16 protein-coding genes are annotated in these 21,547 nt (G+C 71.0%); 1 reads left to right on the plus strand and 15 read right to left on the minus strand.

Translation table 11 applies throughout. The features are described 5' to 3' along the window. Positions 1–91: 91 nt before the first annotated feature. On the minus strand, positions 92–871 hold the full coding sequence (locus AB0O21_RS35890) for a TraR/DksA C4-type zinc finger protein (protein ID WP_365178663.1): 780 nt from the start codon (positions 869–871) through the stop codon (positions 92–94). Between the two features lie 571 nt (positions 872–1,442). Here AB0O21_RS35890 and ileS point away from each other — a divergent pair. Further along, entirely contained in the window at positions 1,443–4,589 is a 3,147-nt protein-coding gene (gene ileS / locus AB0O21_RS35895; RefSeq protein ID WP_365178666.1) for an isoleucine--tRNA ligase, read from the plus strand. A 310-nt stretch (positions 4,590–4,899) separates the two neighbouring features. Here the strand turns inward: ileS and AB0O21_RS35900 are convergent, their stop codons facing one another. From AB0O21_RS35900 to AB0O21_RS35965, 14 genes are all read right to left on the minus strand, one after another. Next, positions 4,900–6,090, minus strand: coding sequence for a DivIVA domain-containing protein (locus AB0O21_RS35900; protein ID WP_365178669.1), 1,191 nt, complete (start codon positions 6,088–6,090; stop codon positions 4,900–4,902). Between the two features lie 82 nt (positions 6,091–6,172). Next, on the minus strand, positions 6,173–6,469 hold the full coding sequence (locus AB0O21_RS35905; protein ID WP_073774433.1) for a YggT family protein: 297 nt from the start codon (positions 6,467–6,469) through the stop codon (positions 6,173–6,175). 60 nt (positions 6,470–6,529) lie between these two features. Continuing rightward, positions 6,530–7,147 carry a cell division protein SepF gene (gene sepF / locus AB0O21_RS35910; RefSeq protein ID WP_365178672.1) on the minus strand — a complete coding sequence of 206 codons (618 nt, stop codon included), beginning with the start codon at positions 7,145–7,147 and terminating at the stop codon, positions 6,530–6,532. A gap of 149 nt (positions 7,148–7,296) precedes the next feature. Then, positions 7,297–8,016 (minus strand): YggS family pyridoxal phosphate-dependent enzyme, encoded by a 720-nt coding sequence (locus tag AB0O21_RS35915; RefSeq protein ID WP_365178675.1) that lies wholly within the window; start codon positions 8,014–8,016, stop codon positions 7,297–7,299. Continuing rightward, complete coding sequence (gene pgeF, locus AB0O21_RS35920; protein ID WP_365178678.1) at positions 8,016–8,747, minus strand: peptidoglycan editing factor PgeF; 732 nt, start codon at positions 8,745–8,747, stop codon at positions 8,016–8,018. The genes AB0O21_RS35915 and pgeF overlap by 1 nt, the downstream gene beginning before the upstream one ends. Next, positions 8,744–9,949 (minus strand): cell division protein FtsZ, encoded by a 1,206-nt coding sequence (ftsZ, locus tag AB0O21_RS35925; protein ID WP_365178681.1) that lies wholly within the window; start codon positions 9,947–9,949, stop codon positions 8,744–8,746. Before ftsZ ends, pgeF begins: the two co-directional genes overlap by 4 nt. 277 nt (positions 9,950–10,226) lie before the next feature. Beyond that, positions 10,227–10,931: an FtsQ-type POTRA domain-containing protein gene (locus AB0O21_RS35930; protein ID WP_365178759.1), complete on the minus strand. Its 705-nt coding sequence runs from the start codon at positions 10,929–10,931 to the stop codon at positions 10,227–10,229. Between the two features lie 187 nt (positions 10,932–11,118). After that, positions 11,119–12,213, minus strand: a complete 1,095-nt coding sequence (murG, locus tag AB0O21_RS35935; RefSeq protein WP_365178683.1) for an undecaprenyldiphospho-muramoylpentapeptide beta-N-acetylglucosaminyltransferase — start codon at positions 12,211–12,213, stop codon at positions 11,119–11,121. A gap of 6 nt (positions 12,214–12,219) precedes the next feature. Continuing rightward, positions 12,220–13,581, minus strand: coding sequence for a putative lipid II flippase FtsW (ftsW, locus tag AB0O21_RS35940; RefSeq protein WP_365178685.1), 1,362 nt, complete (start codon positions 13,579–13,581; stop codon positions 12,220–12,222). Between the two features lie 79 nt (positions 13,582–13,660). Continuing rightward, a complete protein-coding gene (gene murD / locus AB0O21_RS35945; RefSeq protein ID WP_365178688.1) occupies positions 13,661–15,178 on the minus strand; it encodes a UDP-N-acetylmuramoyl-L-alanine--D-glutamate ligase in 1,518 nt (505 codons plus the stop codon). Then, positions 15,160–16,230, minus strand: coding sequence for a phospho-N-acetylmuramoyl-pentapeptide-transferase (mraY, locus tag AB0O21_RS35950; RefSeq protein WP_365178690.1), 1,071 nt, complete (start codon positions 16,228–16,230; stop codon positions 15,160–15,162). Before mraY ends, murD begins: the two co-directional genes overlap by 19 nt. Next, complete coding sequence (murF, locus tag AB0O21_RS35955) at positions 16,227–17,651, minus strand: UDP-N-acetylmuramoyl-tripeptide--D-alanyl-D-alanine ligase (protein WP_365178693.1); 1,425 nt, start codon at positions 17,649–17,651, stop codon at positions 16,227–16,229. The genes mraY and murF overlap by 4 nt, the downstream gene beginning before the upstream one ends. Then, positions 17,648–19,354: a UDP-N-acetylmuramoyl-L-alanyl-D-glutamate--2,6-diaminopimelate ligase gene (locus AB0O21_RS35960; protein ID WP_365178695.1), complete on the minus strand. Its 1,707-nt coding sequence runs from the start codon at positions 19,352–19,354 to the stop codon at positions 17,648–17,650. The genes murF and AB0O21_RS35960 overlap by 4 nt, the downstream gene beginning before the upstream one ends. 37 nt (positions 19,355–19,391) lie before the next feature. Beyond that, positions 19,392–21,371, minus strand: a complete 1,980-nt coding sequence (locus AB0O21_RS35965) for a penicillin-binding protein 2 (protein WP_365178697.1) — start codon at positions 21,369–21,371, stop codon at positions 19,392–19,394. Positions 21,372–21,547 lie beyond the last annotated feature (176 nt).

Raw genomic sequence — 21,547 nt, forward strand, 5'->3', positions numbered from 1 at the left:
CGTCGATGCTCCGCATCGACTCCCTCCTCCGCCTTGCAATGCACGGCACCAGACGACGCGGCCTGTCCGACCCTGATCCGCCGGACACCCCCTAGTGCCTCCGCTCCTGCTTCTGCTTGCAGTCCACGCACAGCGTGGCCCGCGGGAAGGCCTGCATCCGCGCCTTGCCGATGGGCTTCCCGCAGTTCTCGCAGAGCCCGTACGTGCCCGCGTCCATGCGCTCCAGGGCCCGTTCGGTCTGCTCCAGCATCGAGGTGGCGTTCGCGGCGAGGGCCAGCTCGGACTCGCGGGTGATGTTCTTGGTGCCCGTGTCGGCCTGGTCGTCGCCCGCGCCGTCGCCCGAGTCCCGCATGAGGCCGGAGATGGCCACCTCCGAGGCGTCGAGTTCGGCGCGCAGCCGCAGCACCTCCGTCATCAGCTCGCTGCGGGCCTCCTCGACCTCCTCCGGGGTCCAGGGGTCCTCCCCGGGCCGTACGGCGAGCTCTCCGGGGGCGAGGGCCTCCGTGACCCGCGCCTTGGGCAGTCCGCTCGTGGCGGCCGCGGCCGTCTTCCTGGCCGTGCCGGTGCTCTTCTTGGCAACCACTTTCCGGACTCCCGTCTTCTTCGCGGCCTGCGCCGCCCCCTCGGCCGCGGCCTTCTTGGCCGGGGCCTTCCGCGCCGTCTTGACCGCGGTGGCGTTCTTGGCGGTGGCAGCCGTCTTCGCGGCCACGGCCTTCTTGGCCCCGGACGCCTTGGCGGCGGTCTTCCCGGCCGCCGCTTCCTCGGCCACCGGCTTCCCGGCGGACCCCTTCACAGCGGGCACCTCCTTGACCGGCGCCTTCCCGGCGGCAGCCGTACTGGCAGTACTCCTGGCGGTCTTTTTCGCCACCATGGCCGCGGCCCCTTCACATACTGTGATCTTTGCTCGCGAATCGTGCCGGAACGATAAATCGACTCCAGTCCCGCGGCAACGGGGCACGCTTCCTTCGAGGCCGACCTGCATCCGTTGTGCCCAGCAGGGGGCCCGGTAATCCGCCCCACCCGCCCCACCTGGATCGCTCCCGGCGCATCAGCCCGTTCGGGTCATCCGCCGCACCTCCGACGGCCGCGTACGAGACGGCGCGCGGGCCCGTGTAAACCGGTCTGCCGACCGCCCCCCGGGCCCGTACACTGGCCCCAGCGAGAGGCATGGATGGGGACGAGTAGCGTCGGACGCAGCCAGGAGCGACCCGGGGACGGTGAGAGCCCGGGGGCGAGCGCGATGCGAAGGATCACCCCGGAGCCGCCGGAAGAAAGCCCGCACGGACCCGTAGGGAGCCGCAGGGCCTGTAGAACCGGCTTCGCACCCCAATGAGGGGGCCACCGGCGCGTCCGGGGGCCAAGGAGGGTGGTACCGCGGGAGCAGCAGTGCTCTCGTCCCTCCGGACGGAAGTGACACACCGCCGGAGGAAGAGTTCAGCCTCATGACCACACCGCCGCAATACCGCCCGGTACCCGCCCAGGTCGACCTGTCTGCCCTTGAGCACGGGGTCCTCGACTTCTGGCGCGAGAGCAAGATCTTCGCCAAGACCCTGGAGCAGTCCGAGGGCCGCCCCGAGTGGGTCTTCTACGAGGGCCCGCCCACCGCGAACGGCATGCCCGGTGCCCACCACATCGAGGCCCGCGTCTTCAAGGACGTCTTCCCCCGCTTCCGCACCATGCGCGGCTACCACGTGGCCCGCAAGGCCGGCTGGGACTGTCACGGCCTGCCCGTCGAGCTCGCCGTCGAGAAGGAGCTGGGCTTCAACGGCAAGCAGGACATCGAGGCGTACGGCATCGCCGAGTTCAACGCCAAGTGCCGCGAGTCCGTGACCCGCCACACCGACGCGTTCACCGAGCTCACGACCCGGATGGGCTACTGGGTCGACCTGGACGACGCCTACCGGACGATGGACCCCGAGTACATCGAGTCCGTGTGGTGGTCGCTGAAGGAGATCTTCAACAAGGGCCTGCTGACCCAGGACCACCGCGTCGCCCCCTGGTGCCCGCGCTGCGGCACCGGCCTCTCGGACCACGAGCTGGCCCAGGGCTACGAGACGGTCGTCGACCCCTCGGTCTTCGTCCGCTTCCCCCTGACGGGCGGCCCGCTGGCCGGCCAGGCCGCCCTCCTGGTGTGGACGACCACCCCCTGGACCCTGGTCTCCAACACCGCCGTGGCGGCCCACCCCGAGGTCACGTACGTCGTCGCCACCAATGGCGAGGAGAAGCTCGTCGTCGCCCAGCCGCTGCTGGAGAAGGCCCTCGGCGAGGGCTGGGAGGCCACCGGCGAGACCTTCACGGGCAAGGAGATGGAGCGCTGGACGTACGAGCGCCCGTTCTCCCTCGTCGAATTCCCGGCGGAGGCCCACTACGTCGTGAACGCCGAGTACGTCACGACCGAGGACGGCACCGGTCTGGTCCACCAGTCCCCCGCCTTCGGCGCCGACGACCTCGCGGTCTGCCGCTCCTACGGCCTGCCCGTCGTGAACCCGGTCCGCCCCGACGGCACCTTCGAGGAGGACGTCCCGCTGGTCGGCGGCGTCTTCTTCAAGAAGGCCGACGAGAAGCTCACCGCCGACCTCGACGCGCGCGGCCTGCTCTTCAAGCACATCGCCTACGAGCACAGCTACCCGCACTGCTGGCGCTGCCACACGGCCCTGCTCTACTACGCGCAGCCGTCCTGGTACGTCCGCACCACCGCCGTCAAGGACGCGATGCTGCGGGAGAACGAGAAGACCAACTGGTTCCCGGACTCGGTCAAGCAGGGCCGCTTCGGCGACTGGCTGAACAACAACATCGACTGGGCCCTCTCCCGCAACCGCTACTGGGGCACCCCGCTCCCGATCTGGCGCTGCGAGGAGAACCACCTCACCTGCATCGGCTCCCGCGCGGAGCTGTCGGAGCTGACCGGGCAGGACCTCTCGGCCCTGGACCCGCACCGCCCGTACATCGACGACGTCACCTTCACCTGCACGGCCGAGGGCTGCTCCCTGACCGCCGTCCGCGTGCCCGAGGTCATCGACGCCTGGTACGACTCGGGCTCGATGCCGTTCGCGCAGTGGGGCTACCCGTACAAGAACAAGGAGATCTTCGAGAAGCGCTACCCGGCGCAGTTCATCTCGGAGGCGATCGACCAGACCCGCGGGTGGTTCTACACCCTGATGGCGGTCGGCACCCTGGTCTTCGACAAGTCCTCCTACGAGAACGTGGTCTGCCTGGGCCACATCCTCGCCGAGGACGGCCGCAAGATGTCCAAGCACCTGGGCAACATCCTCCAGCCGATCCCGCTCATGGACCAGCACGGCGCGGACGCGGTGCGCTGGTTCATGGCGGCCGGCGGCTCCCCGTGGGCGGCCCGCCGCGTCGGCCACGGCACGATCCAGGAGGTCGTCCGCAAGACCCTCCTGACGTACTGGAACACGGTCGCCTTCCAGGCCCTGTACGCCCGTACGTCGAACTGGGCGCCCTCCGCGGCCGACCCGGCCCCGGCCGACCGCACGGTCCTCGACCGCTGGCTGCTCTCCGAGCTGCACACGCTCGTGGCCGAGGTCACGGAGGCCATGGAGGCGTACGACACCCAGCGCGCGGGCAAGCTCCTGTCCTCCTTCGTGGACGACCTGTCCAACTGGTACGTCCGCCGTTCGCGCCGCCGCTTCTGGCAGGGCGACGCGGCCGCGCTGCGCACCCTGCACGACGTGGTGGAGACGGTCACCCGCCTGATGGCCCCCCTCACCCCCTTCATCACGGAGCGGGTCTGGCAGGACATGATCGCCCCGGTCACGCCGGCGGCGCCGGAGTCGGTGCACCTGTCCACCTGGCCGGAGGCGGACGCCTCCCAGGTGGACCGGACCCTGTCCCAGCAGATGCTGCTCGTACGCCGCCTGGTGGAGCTGGGACGCGCCACGCGTGCGGAATCCGGTGTGAAGACCCGCCAGCCCCTCTCGCGGGCGCTGGTGGGCGCGGTGGGCTTCGAGGCGCTCTCCCCCGACCTCCACGCGCAGATCACCGAGGAGCTGAACGTCTCCTCGCTGGCCTCCCTGTCGGAGGTCGGCGGCTCCCTGGTGGACACCACGGCGAAGGCGAACTTCCGCGCCCTGGGCAAGCGCTTCGGCAAGGGCGTCCAGGACGTGGCGAAGGCCGTCGCGGCCGCCGACGCCGCGGCCCTCTCCCTGGCCCTGCGCTCGGGCTCCGCGGTCGTTTCGGTGGGTGGCGAGGAGGTCACCCTCACCCCCGAGGAGGTCATCATCACGGAGACCCCGCGCGAGGGCTGGTCGGTGGCCTCCGACTCGGGCGCGACGGTCGCCCTGGACCTGGAGATCACGCCGGAGCTGCGGCTGGCGGGCCTGGCGCGTGACGCGATCCGCCTGATCCAGGAGGCCCGGAAGAACTCGGGCCTCGACGTGGCGGACCGCATCGCCCTGCGGTGGTCCTCCTCGGACCCGGAGGTCGTGACGGCCCTGACGGACCACGCGGCCCTGATCGCGGACGAGGTCCTGTCCACGGACTACGCCTCCGGCGAAGCGGACGCCACGTACGGCGCCCCCTTCACGGACGAGCCCCTGTCCCTGACCTTCCGCCTCCGCAAGGCGTAAGCCTCTGCCCCCTGTGGCCCGGCCCCCGACCTGGGGCGCCGGGCCACAGCCATTTCCTCTCCCCGCCGGGCGAAAGTCCAGCCCCTCCGGCGTTTGAGGAGCGGGGTCCGGGGCGGAGCCCCGATCTTTGAGCCGCGCCGGTCAGCCGGTACCGGCCACATCCAGCCCCGCCGGCGTTTGAGGCGCGGGGTCTGGGGTGGAGCCCCAGGGGCGGCGCGCAGCCGGGTACGGAAACGGGCCGGGCCCGAGGTTCCGTGGAACCTCGGGCCCGGCCCGAACTGCTGCTGCCGCCGACAGGCGAGAGGCGCGCCTAGTTGTCGTCCTCGTCGATCAGGAAGCCCCGCATCGGCGACGGCGCCTGCATCGGCTGCGGAGCCGCCGGCCGGACCGGAGCCATCGGCTGGGTCATCGCCGGGGACATCTGCTGCTGGCCGCCGTACGACGGGCCACCCATCGGGGAGGGACCGCCCATGGGGGACGGGCCGCCCATCGACGGGCCACCCATGGAGTGCCCCATGGCGCCGGCCGGAGCCATCGACGGGGACGGCGACGGCGGCAGCGCGGGACCGGCCGGCCCGCGCGGCGGGGCCAGCGAGTCGTCGGCCTGGGTCTCCAGCTGGCGCAGCTGCGACTCCAGGTAGGACTTCAGGCGCGTACGGTACTCGCGCTCGAAGCCCCGCAGGTCCTCGACCTTGCGCTCCAGCGTGGCGCGGGCGGACTCCAGGGAGCCCATCGCGACGCGGTGCTTCTCCTGCGCGTCCCGCTCCAGCGCGTCGGCCTTGGCGCGGGCGTCCCGCTCCAGGCCCTCCGCACGCGAGCGGGCCTCGCCGACGATCTTGTTGGCCTCGGAGCGGGCCTCCGCGATCGCCTGGTCGGCGGTCTGCTGCGCCAGCGACAGGACGCGGGCGGCGCTGTCGCCACCGGGGCCCTGCTGCGGGAGCTGCTGGGGCTGCTGCATCTGCTGCATCGGCTGACCCATGGGCTGCATCTGCTGGCCCATCGGCTGCATCTGCTGGCCCATGGGCTGCATCTGCTGGCCGAGCGGGTTCTGGCCGCCCATGGACTGCTGGCCCATGCCCTGCTGACCCATGCCCTGCGGTCCGCCCATGGGGTGCTGCTGCATGGGGCCGCCCATCGGGCCCGGACCCTGCGGTCCGTGTCCGCCGGGGCCGGCCGGGAGCTGCGGCGGGCCGCCCGGCAGCTGCGGCGGACCCATCTGGGGCTGCTGCGGCGGGCCGGATATGGCCGCGGGCACGGGGGCGCCGGGGCCACGCTGGTCCTGGGGTTCCGGCTTGCGCATGCCCTGCTGCTGCTGGTTCTGTGCGGCGGCACGCGTGGCGGCAGCCAGCTTGGCGCGCAGGTCCTCGTTCTCGCGCAGCAGGCGCGTCAGCTCGGACTCGACCTCGTCGAGGAAGGCATCGACCTCGTCCTCGTCATAGCCTTCTCGGAGGCGGACGGTCGTGAACTGCTTGTTCCGCACGTCCTCGGGAGTCAGCGGCATGTCTTCTTCACCTCTACGTAGTCGTCGGCAGTCGGCAAGACCGTATCGGGACTGTCCCCGCGCGCGCGGAGAAGCTCATCGTTCACACGCTTCTCGCAGCGGTGCTCACGAAACTGATGAGGATGTAAACGATGATCATCAGAACGAAGAAGGACAGGTCGAGTGCCACGCCCCCGAGACGCAACGGCGGGATGAACCGCCGAAGAAGCTTGAGCGGTGGATCGGTAAGAGTGTAGGTGGCCTCCAGAACGACCACCATCGCCTTGCCGGGTGTCCATGAACGTGCGAACTGGAACACGTAGTCCATGACCAGTCGGAAGATCAGCACGATGAGGAAGCACATCAGCGCGATGTAGACCACCTGTAGTGCGACGCCCATCCCGCGCTTCCCTCTCCCCGTTTCCCGCTCTGTTCCCGGTCCCGTATCTGACGGATCGGTCTAGCTTTGGTTGAAGAACCCGCCCTCCGCGATGCGGGCCTTGTCCTCCGCCGTGACATCGACGTTAGCAGGCGACAGCAGGAACACCTTCTGTGTCACGCGTTCAATGCTGCCGTGCAGACCGAAGACGAGTCCGGCGGCGAAGTCCACGAGACGCTTCGCATCCGTGTCGTCCATCTCCGTGAGATTCATGATCACCGGAGTGCCCTCACGGAAGTGTTCCCCGATGGTACGGGCCTCGTTGTAGGTCCGGGGGTGCAGCGTCGTGATGCGGTACGGCTCCCGCTCGGAGACGACCTTGGGCATGATCACGGGGGCGTTCTTCTCCAGGTTCGAGCGGTCAGGTGTGATGGATGCCACGGGGGCGATTCGCGCAGGACGTCCGTTTTCGACCGGAATTGGGGCGGGTTCGCGCTGCGCCGGAGGCTGCACCACTCGTACCGGTTCGTCCGATACGGGCGCTTGGTGCAGGGACTGCTGCCTGCGATCCCGGTCCCGGACGCGCTCGGGTTCCGGCTCGGGCTCGAACTCGTCGTCGGGGTCGTACCCCGGGTTGTCGTACCGGTCGTCCTCCACGAGGCCGAGGTAGACCGCCATCTTGCGCATCGCGCCGGCCATTCTCTGAGTCCTCCGCTCTGTGGTGGATCGCCCTGTCGCAGGTGCCGCCGTGTCACGAATGTCACCAACTGCCCGCGATCCACGTGGTCTGCCCGCTCATCTGCGGGAATGACCATATTTTCTGCTGTGGTCCGACTTTCTTCGCGACGTTACCCGAGCCTGGGTCTCGCGCCGAGTACCGCAGTGCCGACGCGTACATGTGTCGCACCGGCCGCAACGGCCTGTTCCAGGTCTGCGCTCATCCCGGCCGACACCATCGTGGCAGCAGGATGGTCCGCGCGCAGGCGGGATGACAATTCCATCAACCGCTCGAAAGCGGCCTGTTCGCGTCCCGCGTACTCGCCGGACAGCGGAGCGACCGTCATCAGCCCGTCGATCCGCAGCCCCGGCGCCTTCGCGACGAGGTCCGCCAACTCCGCGAGCTGCTCCGGCGCCGCGCCGCCGCGGGCCCCGCGCTCCCCCGACTCCGCATCGAGGGCGATCTGTACGAGACAGCCGAGTTCGCGGCCCGCGCCCTCCGCGGCCGCCGAGAGGGCGGTCACGAGCTTGGGCCGGTCGACCGACTGCACCACATGCGCGTATCCCGCCACGGAACGGACTTTGTTCGTCTGCAACTGTCCGACGAAGTGCCAGTTGAGCGGCAGATCCGCGCAGGCCGCGGCCTTCGGGGCCGCGTCCTGGTCCCGATTCTCCGCAACATGACGGATGCCCAGCTCCGCCAGCAGTCGTACGTCGCTCGCGGGGTAGGTCTTGGTGACCACGATGAGGGTCACCTCGTCCCGCTCGCGTCCCGCCGCCGCGCAGGCGGACGAGATACGTTCCTCCACCCGCTGCAGATTTTCGGCGAGTTCCGACTTACGATCCGTCATCAGTCCAACCAGACATATCCGGCGAGCCGCCCGGTCACCCGGTCACGGCGGTACGAGTAGTGGTCCCGCGACTCCAGTGTGCAGACCGGGGATCGGCGGACGTCCACCACCCCCGCCTCCGCGAGCTGCGCGTGCACCCCGGCGACCACGTCCACGGCCGGTGTCCCCCAGCTGGTCTCCGCCCGGGCGGCCGGAACCGCTTCGGCCACCGCGTCCCGCATCTCGGCCGGCACCTCGTAGCAGCGCCCGCAGATCGCCGGTCCGGTACGGGCGGTGATCCGGCCGGGCTCGGCGCCCAGGGAGACCATCGCCTCCAGGACGGCGGGCACCACTCCGGCGACCAGTCCGGGCCGCCCCGCGTGCGCGGCGCCCGCGATGCCGGCGACGGGGTCGGCGAGCAGGACGGGCGTGCAGTCCGCGGTGAGCACCGCGAGGGCCAGTCCCCGACGGGCGGTCACCACCGCGTCCACGGCGGGGACCGCGGAGTCGGCGCCCCAGGGTCCGGGGACCACGGCCACGTCCCGGCCGTGGACCTGGTTCATCCAGACCACGTGGTCCGGCGCCAGCCCCAAGGACTCGGCGGCGCGCGCCCGGTTCGCCAGAACGGCGGCCGGGTCGTCTCCGACCGCGCCGCCGAGGTTGAGCTCTTCGTACGGAACGGCGCTCACTCCGCCCCACCTGTCGGTGAAGGCGAAGTGGGCGCCGCCCACGTGGTGCTGCTCCGGTGTCACTTCAAGAAGTCCGGGACGTCCAGTTCCTCGGCCGGGCTGTCCTGGTACGGACGGGCCGTCGGGACCTGCGGCGCGGGGGCCGCGGCCTCGACCGGAGCCGGCTCGACGGGAGCCGGGGGCTCCTCGCGCGGGGTGACCGTGCCGAGTCCGCCGAAGGCCGGCCGGACCGGCTCCGCCGCGCGGACGGGGGCCGGGGCAGGCTCCTCGCGCTTGGTGGACGCGGCGCCGATGACGTTGTCCCGGCGGGCCGGGGGCTGTCCGCCGTCGAACCCGGCCGCGATGACGGTGACCCGTACCTCGTCGCCGAGCGCGTCGTCGATGACGGCGCCGAAGATGATGTTCGCCTCGGGGTGCGCGGCCTCGCTCACCAGCTGCGCGGCCTCGTTGATCTCGAAGAGACCGAGGTCCGAGCCACCGGAGATGGAGAGCAGCACGCCGCGGGCGCCGTCGATGGACGCCTCCAGCAGCGGCGAGGAGATCGCCATCTCGGCGGCGGCCACCGCGCGGTCGTCGCCGCGGGCCGAGCCGATGCCCATCAGCGCCGAGCCGGCCTCGGACATCACGGACTTGACGTCGGCGAAGTCGAGGTTGATCAGACCCGGGGTGGTGATGAGGTCGGTGATGCCCTGGACGCCCGACAGCAGGACCTGGTCGGCCGACTTGAAGGCGTCGAGGACGCTGACCTGGCGGTCCGAGATGGACAGCAGCCGGTCGTTGGGGATGACGATGAGGGTGTCGACCTCTTCGCGGAGCTCGGCGATGCCGTCCTCCGCCTGGTTCGCGCGGCGCCGGCCCTCGAAGGTGAACGGCCGGGTGACCACACCGATCGTCAGGGCGCCCAGCGAGCGTGCGATGTTGGCGACGACGGGTGCGCCGCCGGTGCCGGTGCCGCCGCCCTCGCCGGCGGTGACGAAGACCATGTCGGCCCCCTTGAGGACCTCCTCGATCTCCTCGCGGTGGTCCTCTGCCGCCTTGCGACCGACGGCCGGGTTGGCTCCGGCGCCGAGGCCCCGGGTGAGTTCCCGGCCGACGTCGAGCTTGACGTCTGCGTCGCTCATCAACAGCGCCTGGGCGTCCGTGTTGATGGCGATGAACTCGACGCCCTTGAGACCAACCTCGATCATTCGGTTGATGGCATTGACACCACCGCCGCCGACACCGATGACCTTGATGACTGCGAGGTAGTTCTGCGGTGCTGCCACGTCGAAGGCCTCTCGCCTCGATTACGTGTCGTCGCCTCGCGGTCTGCGTTGCGACGACTGATGCCGAAATAGGGACGGTCCGAACGCGCCGACCCGAACCCTCACCCTGAAGTTTAGGGTGAGAGGTGTGTCTGTTCCTTGGACTCTTCCGAACAGGACACTAAGTCGACAAGTAGCGCGTGTTCAACGAACACGCCGAACCTCCCGTTTTTCTTTTCACCCTATGTGATCACCCGTATCGCTGGCCAACCAGGGTGCTCCGCTGTTCGACCGGGAGTCAACTCCCGGACACCGCAGGGGCGGTGGGGACGCTCACGTCGAAGTGACCGGCCTTGGGGGCGGCCTTCAGCAAAGCGGTCAGGGCACGCCCCTTCGCTTCGCTCTGTTCACCGCTCCCCCACCTCACCGTCCGGCCGCGGGTGAGCTCCAGTACGACCGAGTCGTACGAACCCACCTTGACCTGCACGGTCTCCTTCGCGACCGGCTCCGGGAGGGAGCCCGCGACGAGCACGGCCTCGTGCAGCAGCCGTTCCTCGTCGAAGCGGCGGGCGCTCGGGGAGGCCCCCGCGTTCAATTCGAGGACCGGAACCCCGGCCGGCGCTTTCGGGACCGTGTCGAATCGCACACCCGAAGCGTCCACTTCCACGAAGTCGGCGCCCTTTTTGATGAGCAGGACGGGTTTGCGTTCTGTCACTTTCAGCCCGATTCCGTGCGGCCAGGCCCGCACCACATCGACCGAATCGATGCGGGGCAGCCGGCCGCGGACCCGGTTCGCGATCTCGTCGGTGTCCACGCTCACCAGGGGCGCGCCCACGGGTACCGCCGCGGCGGCGAGGACCTGTTCGGAGGTCAGCACCTCGGTGCCGCTCGCGGTGACCTTCTCGACGCGCAGCCAGGAGGACCCGTAGAGCACCCAGGCGCCGGCCGCGGCCAGGAGCACCGCGGCGGCCAGGGAAGCCAGCAGCACGGGGCCGCGGCGCAGGCGCGCGCCGGGGCCCCGCGGGCCGGTTCTCTTCGCCGACTTGGGCGGCTGATCGGGCTTGGGCGTCTTGGGCGCCTTGGGCCCCTTCGGTGGCTTGGGAGAGCCGGCGCCCTTGCGGGCGGACCCGTCAGGGCCCGGGTTGCCGCGCTGTGCGGTCGTCGCTCCGGCCACTCCTGTGCCTCCTGCCTCAGCGGCTCCTGTGCGCCGCGATCGCCTCGTACACCATGCCGACCAGCAGCTCGTCGGCGTCCCTGCGGCCGAACTCACCGGCGGCGCGGGACATCTCGTACAGGCGGTGCGGGTCGGACAGCACCGGGAGGACCTGGCTGAGCACCCACTCGGGCGTCAGTTCCGCGTCGTCCACGAGCAGGCCGCCGCCGGCCTTGACCACCGGCTGGGCGTTGAGCCGCTGTTCGCCGTTGCCGATCGGCAGCGGGACGTAGGCGGCGGGGAGCCCGACGGCGGAGAGTTCGGCGACGGTCATCGCACCCGCGCGGCACAGCATCATGTCGGCGGCGGCGTACGCGAGGTCCATCCGGTCCACGTACGGTACCGGCACGTAGGGCGGCATCCCGGGCATGTTGTCGACACGCGGCAGTTCGTTCTTCGGCCCGACGGCGTGCAGGATCTGGATCCCGGAGCGCTGGAGGGTCGGAGCGACCTGCTGGATCACCTCGTTGAGGCGGCGGGCGCCCTGCGAGCCGCCGGAGACCAGCAGCGTCGGCAGGTTGGGGTCCAGGCCGAAGGCGGCGCGTGCCTCGGGGCGGACCGCGGCCCGGTCGAGGGTGGAGATGGAGCGGCGCAGCGGGATGCCCACGTAGCGGGCGCCGCGCAGCTTGCTGTCGGGGGTGGAGACCGCGACGGCGTGCGCGTACCGGGAGCCGATCTTGTTGGCCAGTCCGGGACGGGCGTTGGCCTCGTGGACGATGATCGGCACCCCGAGCCGCTTGGCGGCGAGGTAGCCGGGCAGGGCCACGTAGCCGCCGAAGCCGACGACGCAGTCGGCCTTGGTGCGGATCAGGATCTCCTCCGCGGCCTTGATGGTGCCGCGCAGCCGCCCGGGGACGGTGATCAGCTCCGGGGTGGGCTTGCGGGGCAGCGGTACGGCGGGGATCAGCCCGAGCTCGTAGCCGCGCTCCGGCACCAGGCGGGTCTCAAGCCCGCGCTCCGTGCCGAGGGCGGTGATGCCCACTGAAGGGTCCTGCCTGCGCAGGGCGTCCGCGAGGGCGAGCGCCGGCTCGATGTGGCCGGCGGTCCCCCCACCGGCGAGTACGACATGCACCGAAATTCACCGCTCTCCGGACGGACGCTTCTTGACGCGCCGTCTCATCGACTTCCATCTCACCCCGGTCCGCCGCCAGCCGGACTTCGGCTGTCGCATCGCGAGGGCCGCGCGCGCCGCCGGCTCCTCCCGCGCGAAGGCGATGAGCAGTCCGACCGCGAACATGGTCGGCAGCAGGGCTGACCCTCCGTAGGAGAACAGCGGGAGCGGGACTCCGGCGATCGGCAGCAGGCCGAGCACCGCACCGATGTTGATCACGGCCTGGGCCGTGATCCAGGTGGTCACGCCTCCCGCGGCAAACCGTACGAAGGAGTCCTCCGTGCGTCCGGCCACGCGGATACCCGCATAGCCTAGAGCCGCGAACAGGGCGAGCACCGACAGCGTCCCCGCCAGACCCAGTTCCTCCCCGGTGATGGCGAAGATGAAGTCGGTGTGGGCTTCGGGTAGTTGGCCCCATTTTTCCACACTGGCACCCAAACCGGAACCAAACCATCCGCCCGATGCGAGAGCGTAGATTCCGTGGACGGCCTGCCAGCAGAGGTCGTTCTTGCCCGGATCCGTCGCGCCGATGCACTCCAGCCGGTCCATCCGGTGCGGGCTCGTCTTGATGAGCAGTGCGACGATCGCACCAGCGAAGACCAGGACCCCCACGAACAGCCTCGTCGGCGCCCCCGCCAGCCACAGGAGGCCGAAGAGGATCGCGCCGAGGATCATCGCGGTGCCCATGTCCCCGCCGAGCATGATCAGCCCGAGCAGCAGGAAGGCCACCGGGACCAGCGGCACCAGCAGGTGCTTCCACTGGCTCAGCAGCCCCTTGTCGCCCTTGCGCGCCAACAGGTCGGCGCCCCACAGGATCAGTGCCAGTTTGCCGAACTCACTGGGCTGCAACATGAACGGACCGCCAAGGGAGATCCAATTCTGGTTGCCGTTGATGGCCACCCCTATCCCGGGGATCTGCACCAGGACCATCAGGAAGAGCGTGCCGGCGAGCACCGGATAGGACAGCGCCCGGTGGAGTTTGACGGGCATCCGGGAGGCGACCAGCATCAGTCCGGTGCCGATGAGGGCGGCCAGGAACTGCTTCTTGAAGAAGTACGCGTCACCCAGGCCGAGCTGGAGCGCCTTGATCATGGAGGCCGAGTAGACCATCACCAGGCCGAGCACGGTGATGAGCAGCGAGCTGCCGAAAATCAGGTAATACGCCGTGAGCGGTCGGTCCCAGGCCTTGCGCAACTTCCGCTGCGTACGCCGGATCCCGGCCAGCGGACCGCGCTCCGCTGGCCTCTTCGCGCCCGCCACGGGGCGTTTGCGGTCCTGCGCCCGCACGGCGGGAGGCCGCCGCCCCGGCAGCATCTGCTTGGCCGGCATCTGTGTTCTTCCCCTCCACTCGTACGCGGCGAGCGGCCCGGCCGGAGGGACCCGCTGACGGGCTGACGGAGCCCTCGGCCTAGGCCGTGTTCGCGGCGCTCTCGGCGGCCAGTTCGCGCACCGCGTCGGCGAACGCGTCCCCACGCTCGTTGTAGTTCGCGAACATGTCCATCGAGGCGCAGCCGGGCGCCAGCAGGACCGTATCGCCGCGCTCGGCGAGCCGGGCCGCTTCCCGGACCGCTGCGAGCATCGCCCCAGTGTCGGTCCGGTCGAGGTCGACGACCGGGACCTCGGGGGCGTGTCGCGCCAACGCCTCGGCGATCAGCGCCCGGTCGGCGCCCATCAGCACGGCGCCGCGCAGCCGCTTCGCCGCCTTCTGGACGAGCTCGTCGAAGGTGGCGCCCTTGGCGAGGCCGCCGGCGATCCAGACGACCGGCTCGAAGGACGCGAGGGAGGCTTCGGTGGCGTGCGTGTTGGTGGCCTTGGAGTCGTCGATGTAGGTGACCCCGTCGACCTCGTCCACGTACGCGACGCGGTGGGCGTCCGGACGGAAGTCGCGCAGCCCGTCGCGGACCGCGCGCGGCTCCACGCCGAAGGCGCGCGCCAGGGCCGCGGCGGCGAGCGCGTTGGCGATGTTGTGCGGGGCGGGCGGGTTGACGTCCTCGACCTGCGCGAGTTCCTGGGCGTTCTTCTGCCGGTTCTCGACGAAGGCGCGGTCGACGAGGATGCCGTCGACGACGCCGAGCATGGAGGGGCCGGGGGCGCCGAGGGTGAAGCCGATGGCCCGGCAGCCCTCTTCGACGTCGGCGTCCTCGACCAGCTTCTCGGTGGCCGGGTCGGCGACGTTGTAGACGCAGGCCACGGTGTTGCCCTCGTAGATCCGGCCCTTGTCGGCGGCGTACGCCTCCATGGAGCCGTGCCAGTCGAGGTGGTCCGGGGCCAGGTTGAGCACGGCCGCGGAGTGGACGCGCAGCGAGGGCGCCCAGTGCAGCTGGTAGCTGGAGAGCTCGACGGCGAGCACGTCGTACTGCTGCTCGCCGAGCACCACGTCGATGATCGGGGTGCCGATGTTGCCGACGGCGGCGGTCTTGAGGCCCGCGGCCTTCAGGATCGACGCCAGCATCTGCGTGGTGGTGGTCTTGCCGTTCGTCCCGGTGATGGCCAGCCATTCGGCCGGTGCCCTGCGGGGCTCACCGGTTGCGGCCTCCCCGGACCGCGCGTCGCGCAAGTCCTGGCCGACCTGGCGCAGCTGCCAGGCGATCTCGACGTCTCCGACGACGTCGACACCGGCGGCCGCCGCGGCCAGGAACAGCGGGCTGTCGGGCTTCCAGCCCGGCGAAGTGACGACCAGCTCGGTGCCCTCCGGGAGCACCTCGCCCGCGTGCCCGCCGCCCTCCAGGCGGCCCAGGCGGACCCCGATGCCCTGCTCCGCGAGCTCGGCGGCCTTCGCCCGGTGCGCGTCCCCGTCGCCGTTGTCGACGACGGTCACGACGGCGCCGAGGCCGGCCAGGGCGCGGGCGGCACTGATGCCGCTCACGCCGAGTCCGGCCACGGTGATGTTCATGCCCTGCCAGGAGGTCACTTGTCGGCTGCCCATCCCGCGTAGAAGAGACCGAGGCCCACGATCACGCACATGCCCTGGATGATCCAGAAGCGGACGACCACGAGGACTTCGGACCAGCCCTTGAGTTCGAAGTGGTGCTGCAGCGGGGCCATCCGGAAGACGCGCTTCCCGGTCAGCTTGAAGGAGCCGACCTGGATGACGACCGACATCGTGATGAGGACGAAGAGGCCGCCGAGCAGGGCGATCAGGAACTCCGTGCGGGAGCAGATCGCGAGGCCGGCGAGCGCGCCGCCGAGCGCCAGCGAACCGGTGTCGCCCATGAAGATCTTCGCGGGCGAGGTGTTCCACCACAGGAAGCCGAAACAGGCGCCCATCAGGGCGGACGCGACGACCGCGAGGTCGAGGGGGTCGCGCACCTCGAAGCAGGCGTTGGGGTTGGTCAGCGTGGCCGCGTTGGCGCAGGACTCCTGGAACTGCCACACACCGATGAAGGTGTACGCGCCGAAGACCATCACCGCGGCGCCGGTGGCCAGGCCGTCGAGGCCGTCGGTCAGGTTCACGCCGTTCGACATCGCCAGGATCATGAACAGCGCCCAGACCACGAACAGCACCGGGCCGATCGACCAGCCGAAGTCCGTGACGAACGACAGCCTGGTGGAGGCCGGGGTGAGCCCCCGCGAGTCCTTGAACTGGAGGGCGAGCACCGCGAAGGCGATGCCGACGATCAGCTGGCCGGACATCTTGGCCTTGGCCCGCAGACCGAGCGAGCGCCGCTTGACGATCTTGATGTAGTCGTCCAGGTAGCCGACGAGGCCCATGCCCGCCATCAGGAACAGGACGAGCAGGCCCGAGAAGGTCGGCTCGCTTCCCGTGATGACCTTCGTCAGGACGTACGCGACGATCGTGGCCAGGATGAAGGAGATGCCGCCCATGGTGGGCGTGCCCTTCTTCCCGGCGTGGCCGCGCGGGCCGTCGTCGCGGATGAACTGGCCGTAGCCCTTGCGGGCCAGCAGCTTGATGAGCAGCGGGGTGCCGACGACCGTGAGGAACATGCCGATGACACCGGCGAACAGGATCTGCCTCATCGGTCGGCGACCTCGCCCTCGCGCTCCAGCAGAGCGAGCGCGACCCGCTCCAGGCCGACCGACCTGGAAGCCTTCACCAGCACGACGTCCCCCGGGCGCAGTTCACTGCGCAACAGGTCGACCGCCGCCTGTGCGTCGGACACGAGCACCGACTCCTCACCCCACGAACCCTCGTTATAGGCGCCCAGTTGCAGCCAGGACGCTTCCCTGCCCCCGACTGCGACGAGCTTGCTCACGTTGAGCCGGACGGCAAGCCGTCCCACCGCGTCGTGCTCGGCCAGCGATGCGTCACCGAGTTCGGCCATGGGACCGAGCACCGCCCACGTGCGGCCCCCGTTCGCCCTGGCGGAGCCGCCCATCGCGGCAAGTGCGCGCAGTGCGGCCCGCATGGACTCGGGATTCGCGTTGTAGGCGTCGTTGACGATCGTCACACCGTCCGCCCGCTCGGTGACCTCCATCCGCCACCGGGACAGCGTGCCCGCCCCGGAGAGCGCGGTGGCGATCTCCTCGACGGACATTCCCAGTACATGGGCTACGGCGGCCGCGGCGAGCGCGTTCGACACGTGGTGCTCACCGTACAGCCGCAAGGTCACATCGCTGCACCCGGTCGGTGTGTGGAGTGTGAAGGCGGGCTGACCCGCCGGTGTCATCCGGACCTCGGTGGCCCGCACTTCCGCGTCCTCCGCCTCACCGAAGAGGACCGTACGGGCCTTCGTGCGGGCGGACATCGGGCGCACCAGCGGATCGTCGGCGTTGAGGACGGCGATGCCGCCCTCCGCCTCGGCCGGCAGGGCCTCGACCAGCTCTCCCTTGGCCTGGGCGATCTGCTCGCGGCCGCCGAACTCGCCGATGTGGGCGGTCCCGACGTTGATGACGACGCCGATGCGCGGCGGCGTCAGGCCGGTGAGGTAGGCGATGTGGCCGATCCCGCGGGCCCCCATCTCCAGTACCAGGTGGCGGGTTTCGCCGGTGGCCTTCAGCGCGGTGAGCGGCAGGCCGATCTCGTTGTTGAGGGAGCCCGGCGTCCACACTGTGGGCGCGTGGGCCTGGAGGACCTGGGCGATGAGGTCTTTGGTGGAGGTCTTTCCGGCGGAACCGGTCAGGGCCACCACGTCGGTGCCGAGCCGCTCGACGACGGCCCGGGCCAGGGCGCCGAGCGCCTTCTCCACGTCGGGGACGACGACGGCGGGCACGCCGACCGGCCGGGCCGCGAGGACGGCGGCCGCTCCGGCGGCCACCGCGCGCTCGGCGTAGTCGTGGCCGTCGACGTGCTCGCCATCGAAGGCGGCGAACAGGCTGCCGGCCTCCACCTGACGGGAGTCGATGACCACGGGCCCGCTGATCCGCACCGACGGATCCGGTATGTCGTGGGGCTGCCCGCCGGTGATGTCGGCGATCTCGGCGAGGGAAAGGGGGATCACTGGTTCACCTCGGCCTGTCGGCCATCTCGGAGATGCGCGGCTTCCTGGCGTTCGATCGCGGCGCGGAGCACCTCGCGGTCGTCGAAGGGGCGTACGACCCCCGCGGTGTCCTGGCCCTGCTCGTGGCCCTTGCCGGCCACCAGCACGGTGTCACCGGGCTCGGCGCGCGCGACGGCGGCGGCGATGGCCGCGGCCCGGTCGGCGTCGACGAGGACGGTGCCCCGCTCGGCGGGCGGTACGGACACAGCGCCCTCGAACATCGCCGCGAGGATCTTCAGGGGGTCCTCGGAGCGGGGGTTGTCGGAGGTCAGCACGGCCACGTCGGCGTACCGGGCGGCCGCGGCGCCCATCGGGCCGCGCTTGGTGGTGTCGCGGTCGCCGCCGCAGCCGAGGACGATGTGCAGCTTGCCCGCGGTGACCTCGCGCAGGGCCCGCAGCACCGACTCGACGGCGTCCGTCTTGTGGGCGTAGTCGACGACGGCCAGGTACGGCTGTCCCGCGTCCACCCGCTCCAGCCGGCCGGGGACCCCGGGGACCGCGGCGACGCCGTCGGCGGCGGTCTGCGGGTCGAGGCCGGCGGCGGCGAGCGTGACGACGGCGGCGACGGTGTTGGCGACGTTGAACGGGCCGGGCAGCGGCGCGGTGGCCCGTACGCGCTGTCCTTCGGGGCCCAGCAGGGTCAGGGTGGAGCTCGCCGGGCCGAAGACCACGTCCTCGGCGCGCCAGTCGGCGGCCGGGTCGCCCGTGGCGGAGAAGGTGACGACCGGGATCGTCGCCTCCTTGGCGAGGCGGCGGCCGTACTCGTCGTCGAGGTTGACCACGCCCAGGCGGGCGCGGCGGGGGGTGAACAGCCCCGCCTTCGCCTGGAAGTAGTCGTCCATGTCGGAGTGGAACTCCATGTGCTCCGGGCTCAGGTTGTTGAAGACGGCCACGTCGAAGACGCAGCCGTCGACGCGCCCGAGCACCAGGGCGTGGCTGGAGACCTCCATGGCGACGGCCTCGACCTCGCGTTCGCGCATGACCGCGAAGAGGGCCTGGAGGTCGGTGGCCTCGGGGGTGGTCCGCTCCGACTTGATGCGCTCGTCGCCGATGCGCATCTCGACGGTGCCGACGAGTCCGGTGCGGCGGCCCGCGGCGCGCAGTCCGCCTTCGACGAGGTACGCCGTGGTGGTCTTGCCGGAGGTGCCGGTGATGCCGATCTGGAGCAGGTCCTCACCGGGCCGGCCGTAGATCGCGGCGGCGAGCTCGCCCATCCGGCCGCGCGGATCGGCGACCGTCAGGACGGGCAGTCCGGTGGCGGCCGCCCGCTCGGCCCCCGCGGGGTCGGTCAGCACGGCGGCGGCACCGAGGCCGGCCGCCTGCGCGGCGAAGTCGGCGCCGTGCGTCCTGGCTCCGGCCAGCGCCGCGTACAGGTCGCCCGGGCGGACCGCACGGGAGTCGTGCGTGATGCCGGTGATCGCTGCGGCGGCCGGTGCGGGCAGCCCCAGCAGGGCGGCCAGCTCGCCGAGCTCGGTCGGGCGTGCGGACTGGGGCCGCGGCGCTCCCGGCGGCACTGCCGGGGCGTCCTTCTGGGCGGTTCTGGGCTGATCAGCGTGGGGCACGGCGGTGAGCGTACCGGGCGCGGCGGGCCGCCCGCGAAGCGAGGGCCCGGTCTCCGCGCCGTCGGCCGACTGGTTTCCGGGTTTCGGGGTGATCGTTGTCACTGGTGGTGCCTCACGCTGTTCGGGCCGGGAGAAGTGGTCACTGACCCGGCTTCGCAGCGGGCTGCGCGCCGGGTTCGTAGGTGACCGGGAGTCCGGCGGGGGCGGATCCGGTGGGGGCGACCTGGAGGGTCTTGAGGGAGAACTCCATGACCTTCTTGTAGATGGGACCGCAGATCTGGCCGCCGAAGTAGCTGCCCTTGGTGGGGTTCTGGATGGCGCAGTAGACGGTGATCCGCGGGTTGTCGGCCGGGGCGAAACCGGCGAAGGAGGCGGTGTAGCCCTTGTAGCGGCCGGTGGCCGGATCCACCCGGTTGGAGGTGCCGGTCTTGCCGCCGACCCGGTAGCCGGGGATCTTCGCCTTGGTGCCGGTGCCCTCCTCGTCGTCGACCACGGATTCGAGCATCGCGGCGAGGGTCTTGGCGGTCTCCTTGCTGATCACCTGGCTCTGCTCGGGGGCCGGGGCCGGGGTGAAACGGCCGTCGGGGCCCTTGGTGCCGCGGACCAGGGTCGGCTCGATCCGGACACCGCCGTTGGCGATGGTCGAGTAGACGGAGGCCGCCTGCATGGCGTTGAGGGACAGGCCCTGACCGAAGGGGATCGTGTACTGCTGGGAGGTGGACCAGGCCTCGGGCTTGGCGAGGATGCCCCGGGACTCGCCCGGGTAGTTCAGCCCGGTCGGCCGGCCGATGCCGAACTTGGTCAGGTAGGAGTACAGGACCCTGTTGGCCTCGGGCTGGGTGGGGCCGAGCTGGCCGGTGGCCAGGATGGTGCCGATGTTGGAGGACTTGGCGAGGACCCCGTTGAGGGTCAGGTACCAGGTCTGGTGGTCGATGTCGTCCTTGAAGAGCCGGTCGCCCCGGTGCAGCCGGTTGGGGACCTCGACGTGGGTCTCTGGGGTGGCCTTCTTCTCCTCCAGCACGGCGGCCATCGACATCACCTTGGCGGTGGAGCCCGGCTCGTACACGTCCTGGAGCGCGGCGTTGCCCATGGCGGCGGAACGGGCCCGGGTCAGGTCGTTGGGGTCGAAGCCGGGGGCGTTGGCCATGGCCAGCACCTCGCCGGTGCGGGTGTCCTGGACGATGACGTAGCCTCGGTCGGCGCCGGACTTCTCGACCTGCTCGGCGATGGCGCTCTGCGCGGCCCACTGGATGTCGCGGTCGATGGTCAGCTCGATGTCCTCGCCGGGCACGGCGGGCTTCTCGCTGGAGCCGGCGGTGGGCACCTTGCGGCCGCCGGACTGGGCGTAGGTGATCTCCCCGTCCTTGCCGGCCAGCTTCTTGTCGAGGGAGGACTCCAGCCCGCCCGCGCCCTTGCCCTCGGCGTTGACGTAGCCCAGTATCCCGGCGGCGAGGTCGCCGTTCGGGTACACGCGCTTGCTGCTGTCCTCCTTGAAGACGCCCGCCAGGACGTTGGCGCCGGGGCCGTTGTTGCGCTTGTCGGCGGCCGCCTTCTCGGCGAAGACCCGCTTGAGGTCCTTGATCTGGTTCCAGACCTGGGGGGTCTGGCGGTGGGCCAGGACCACGTAGCGGGAGTTCTTGGTGTTCAGCTTGGCCGTGAGGGCCTTGGCGTCCTCGCCGAGGATGGGCGCGAGGAGGGCGGCGGCCTGCTCGGGGGCGTCCGGGGCCTTGCTCTCCTGCGGGGTGAACATCTTCGGGTCGGCGGTGATGTCGTACGCGTCGACGCTGGTGGCCAGGGCCACGCCCTTGCGGTCGGTGATCTCGCCGCGTTCGGCGGCCAGCTTGACGCTGGTGTACCGGTTCTTGGAGGCCTCGGCGGAGAAGGCCGAGGCGTCGACGGCCTGCACCTGGAGCAGGCGGACCACGAAGGCGACCATGACGAGGGTCAGGCCGACGCTGACGAGGCGCAGCCGGGGGCGGGGGCTGCCGAGCCGGATGGTGTGCGGTTTGCGCTGCGCGGCGGGCCGCCGGGTCGCCGGCCGCGAGCCGGCCGGCCGGGCGGTGCCGGTGCGCGGCCGCGAGGGCCCTGGCACCCTGCGGGGGTCCCGTGCGGGGCTCACCGGGTCACCGTCCTGGGGCTCCGCCCCAGACCCCGCGCCTCAAACGCCGGCGGGGCTGGAATTGCCGCTGCGCGGCAACCCAGCCCGCCGGACTCAATGGGATTGCCCTGCGGGCAGTCCAGCCGCGCATCGCGGACGGCAGGAGCGAAATCCAGCCCCTCCGGCGTTTGAGGAGC

Source organism: Streptomyces sp. NPDC091371 (genome assembly GCF_040684275.1).
Lineage (GTDB): Bacteria > Actinomycetota > Actinomycetes > Streptomycetales > Streptomycetaceae > Streptomyces.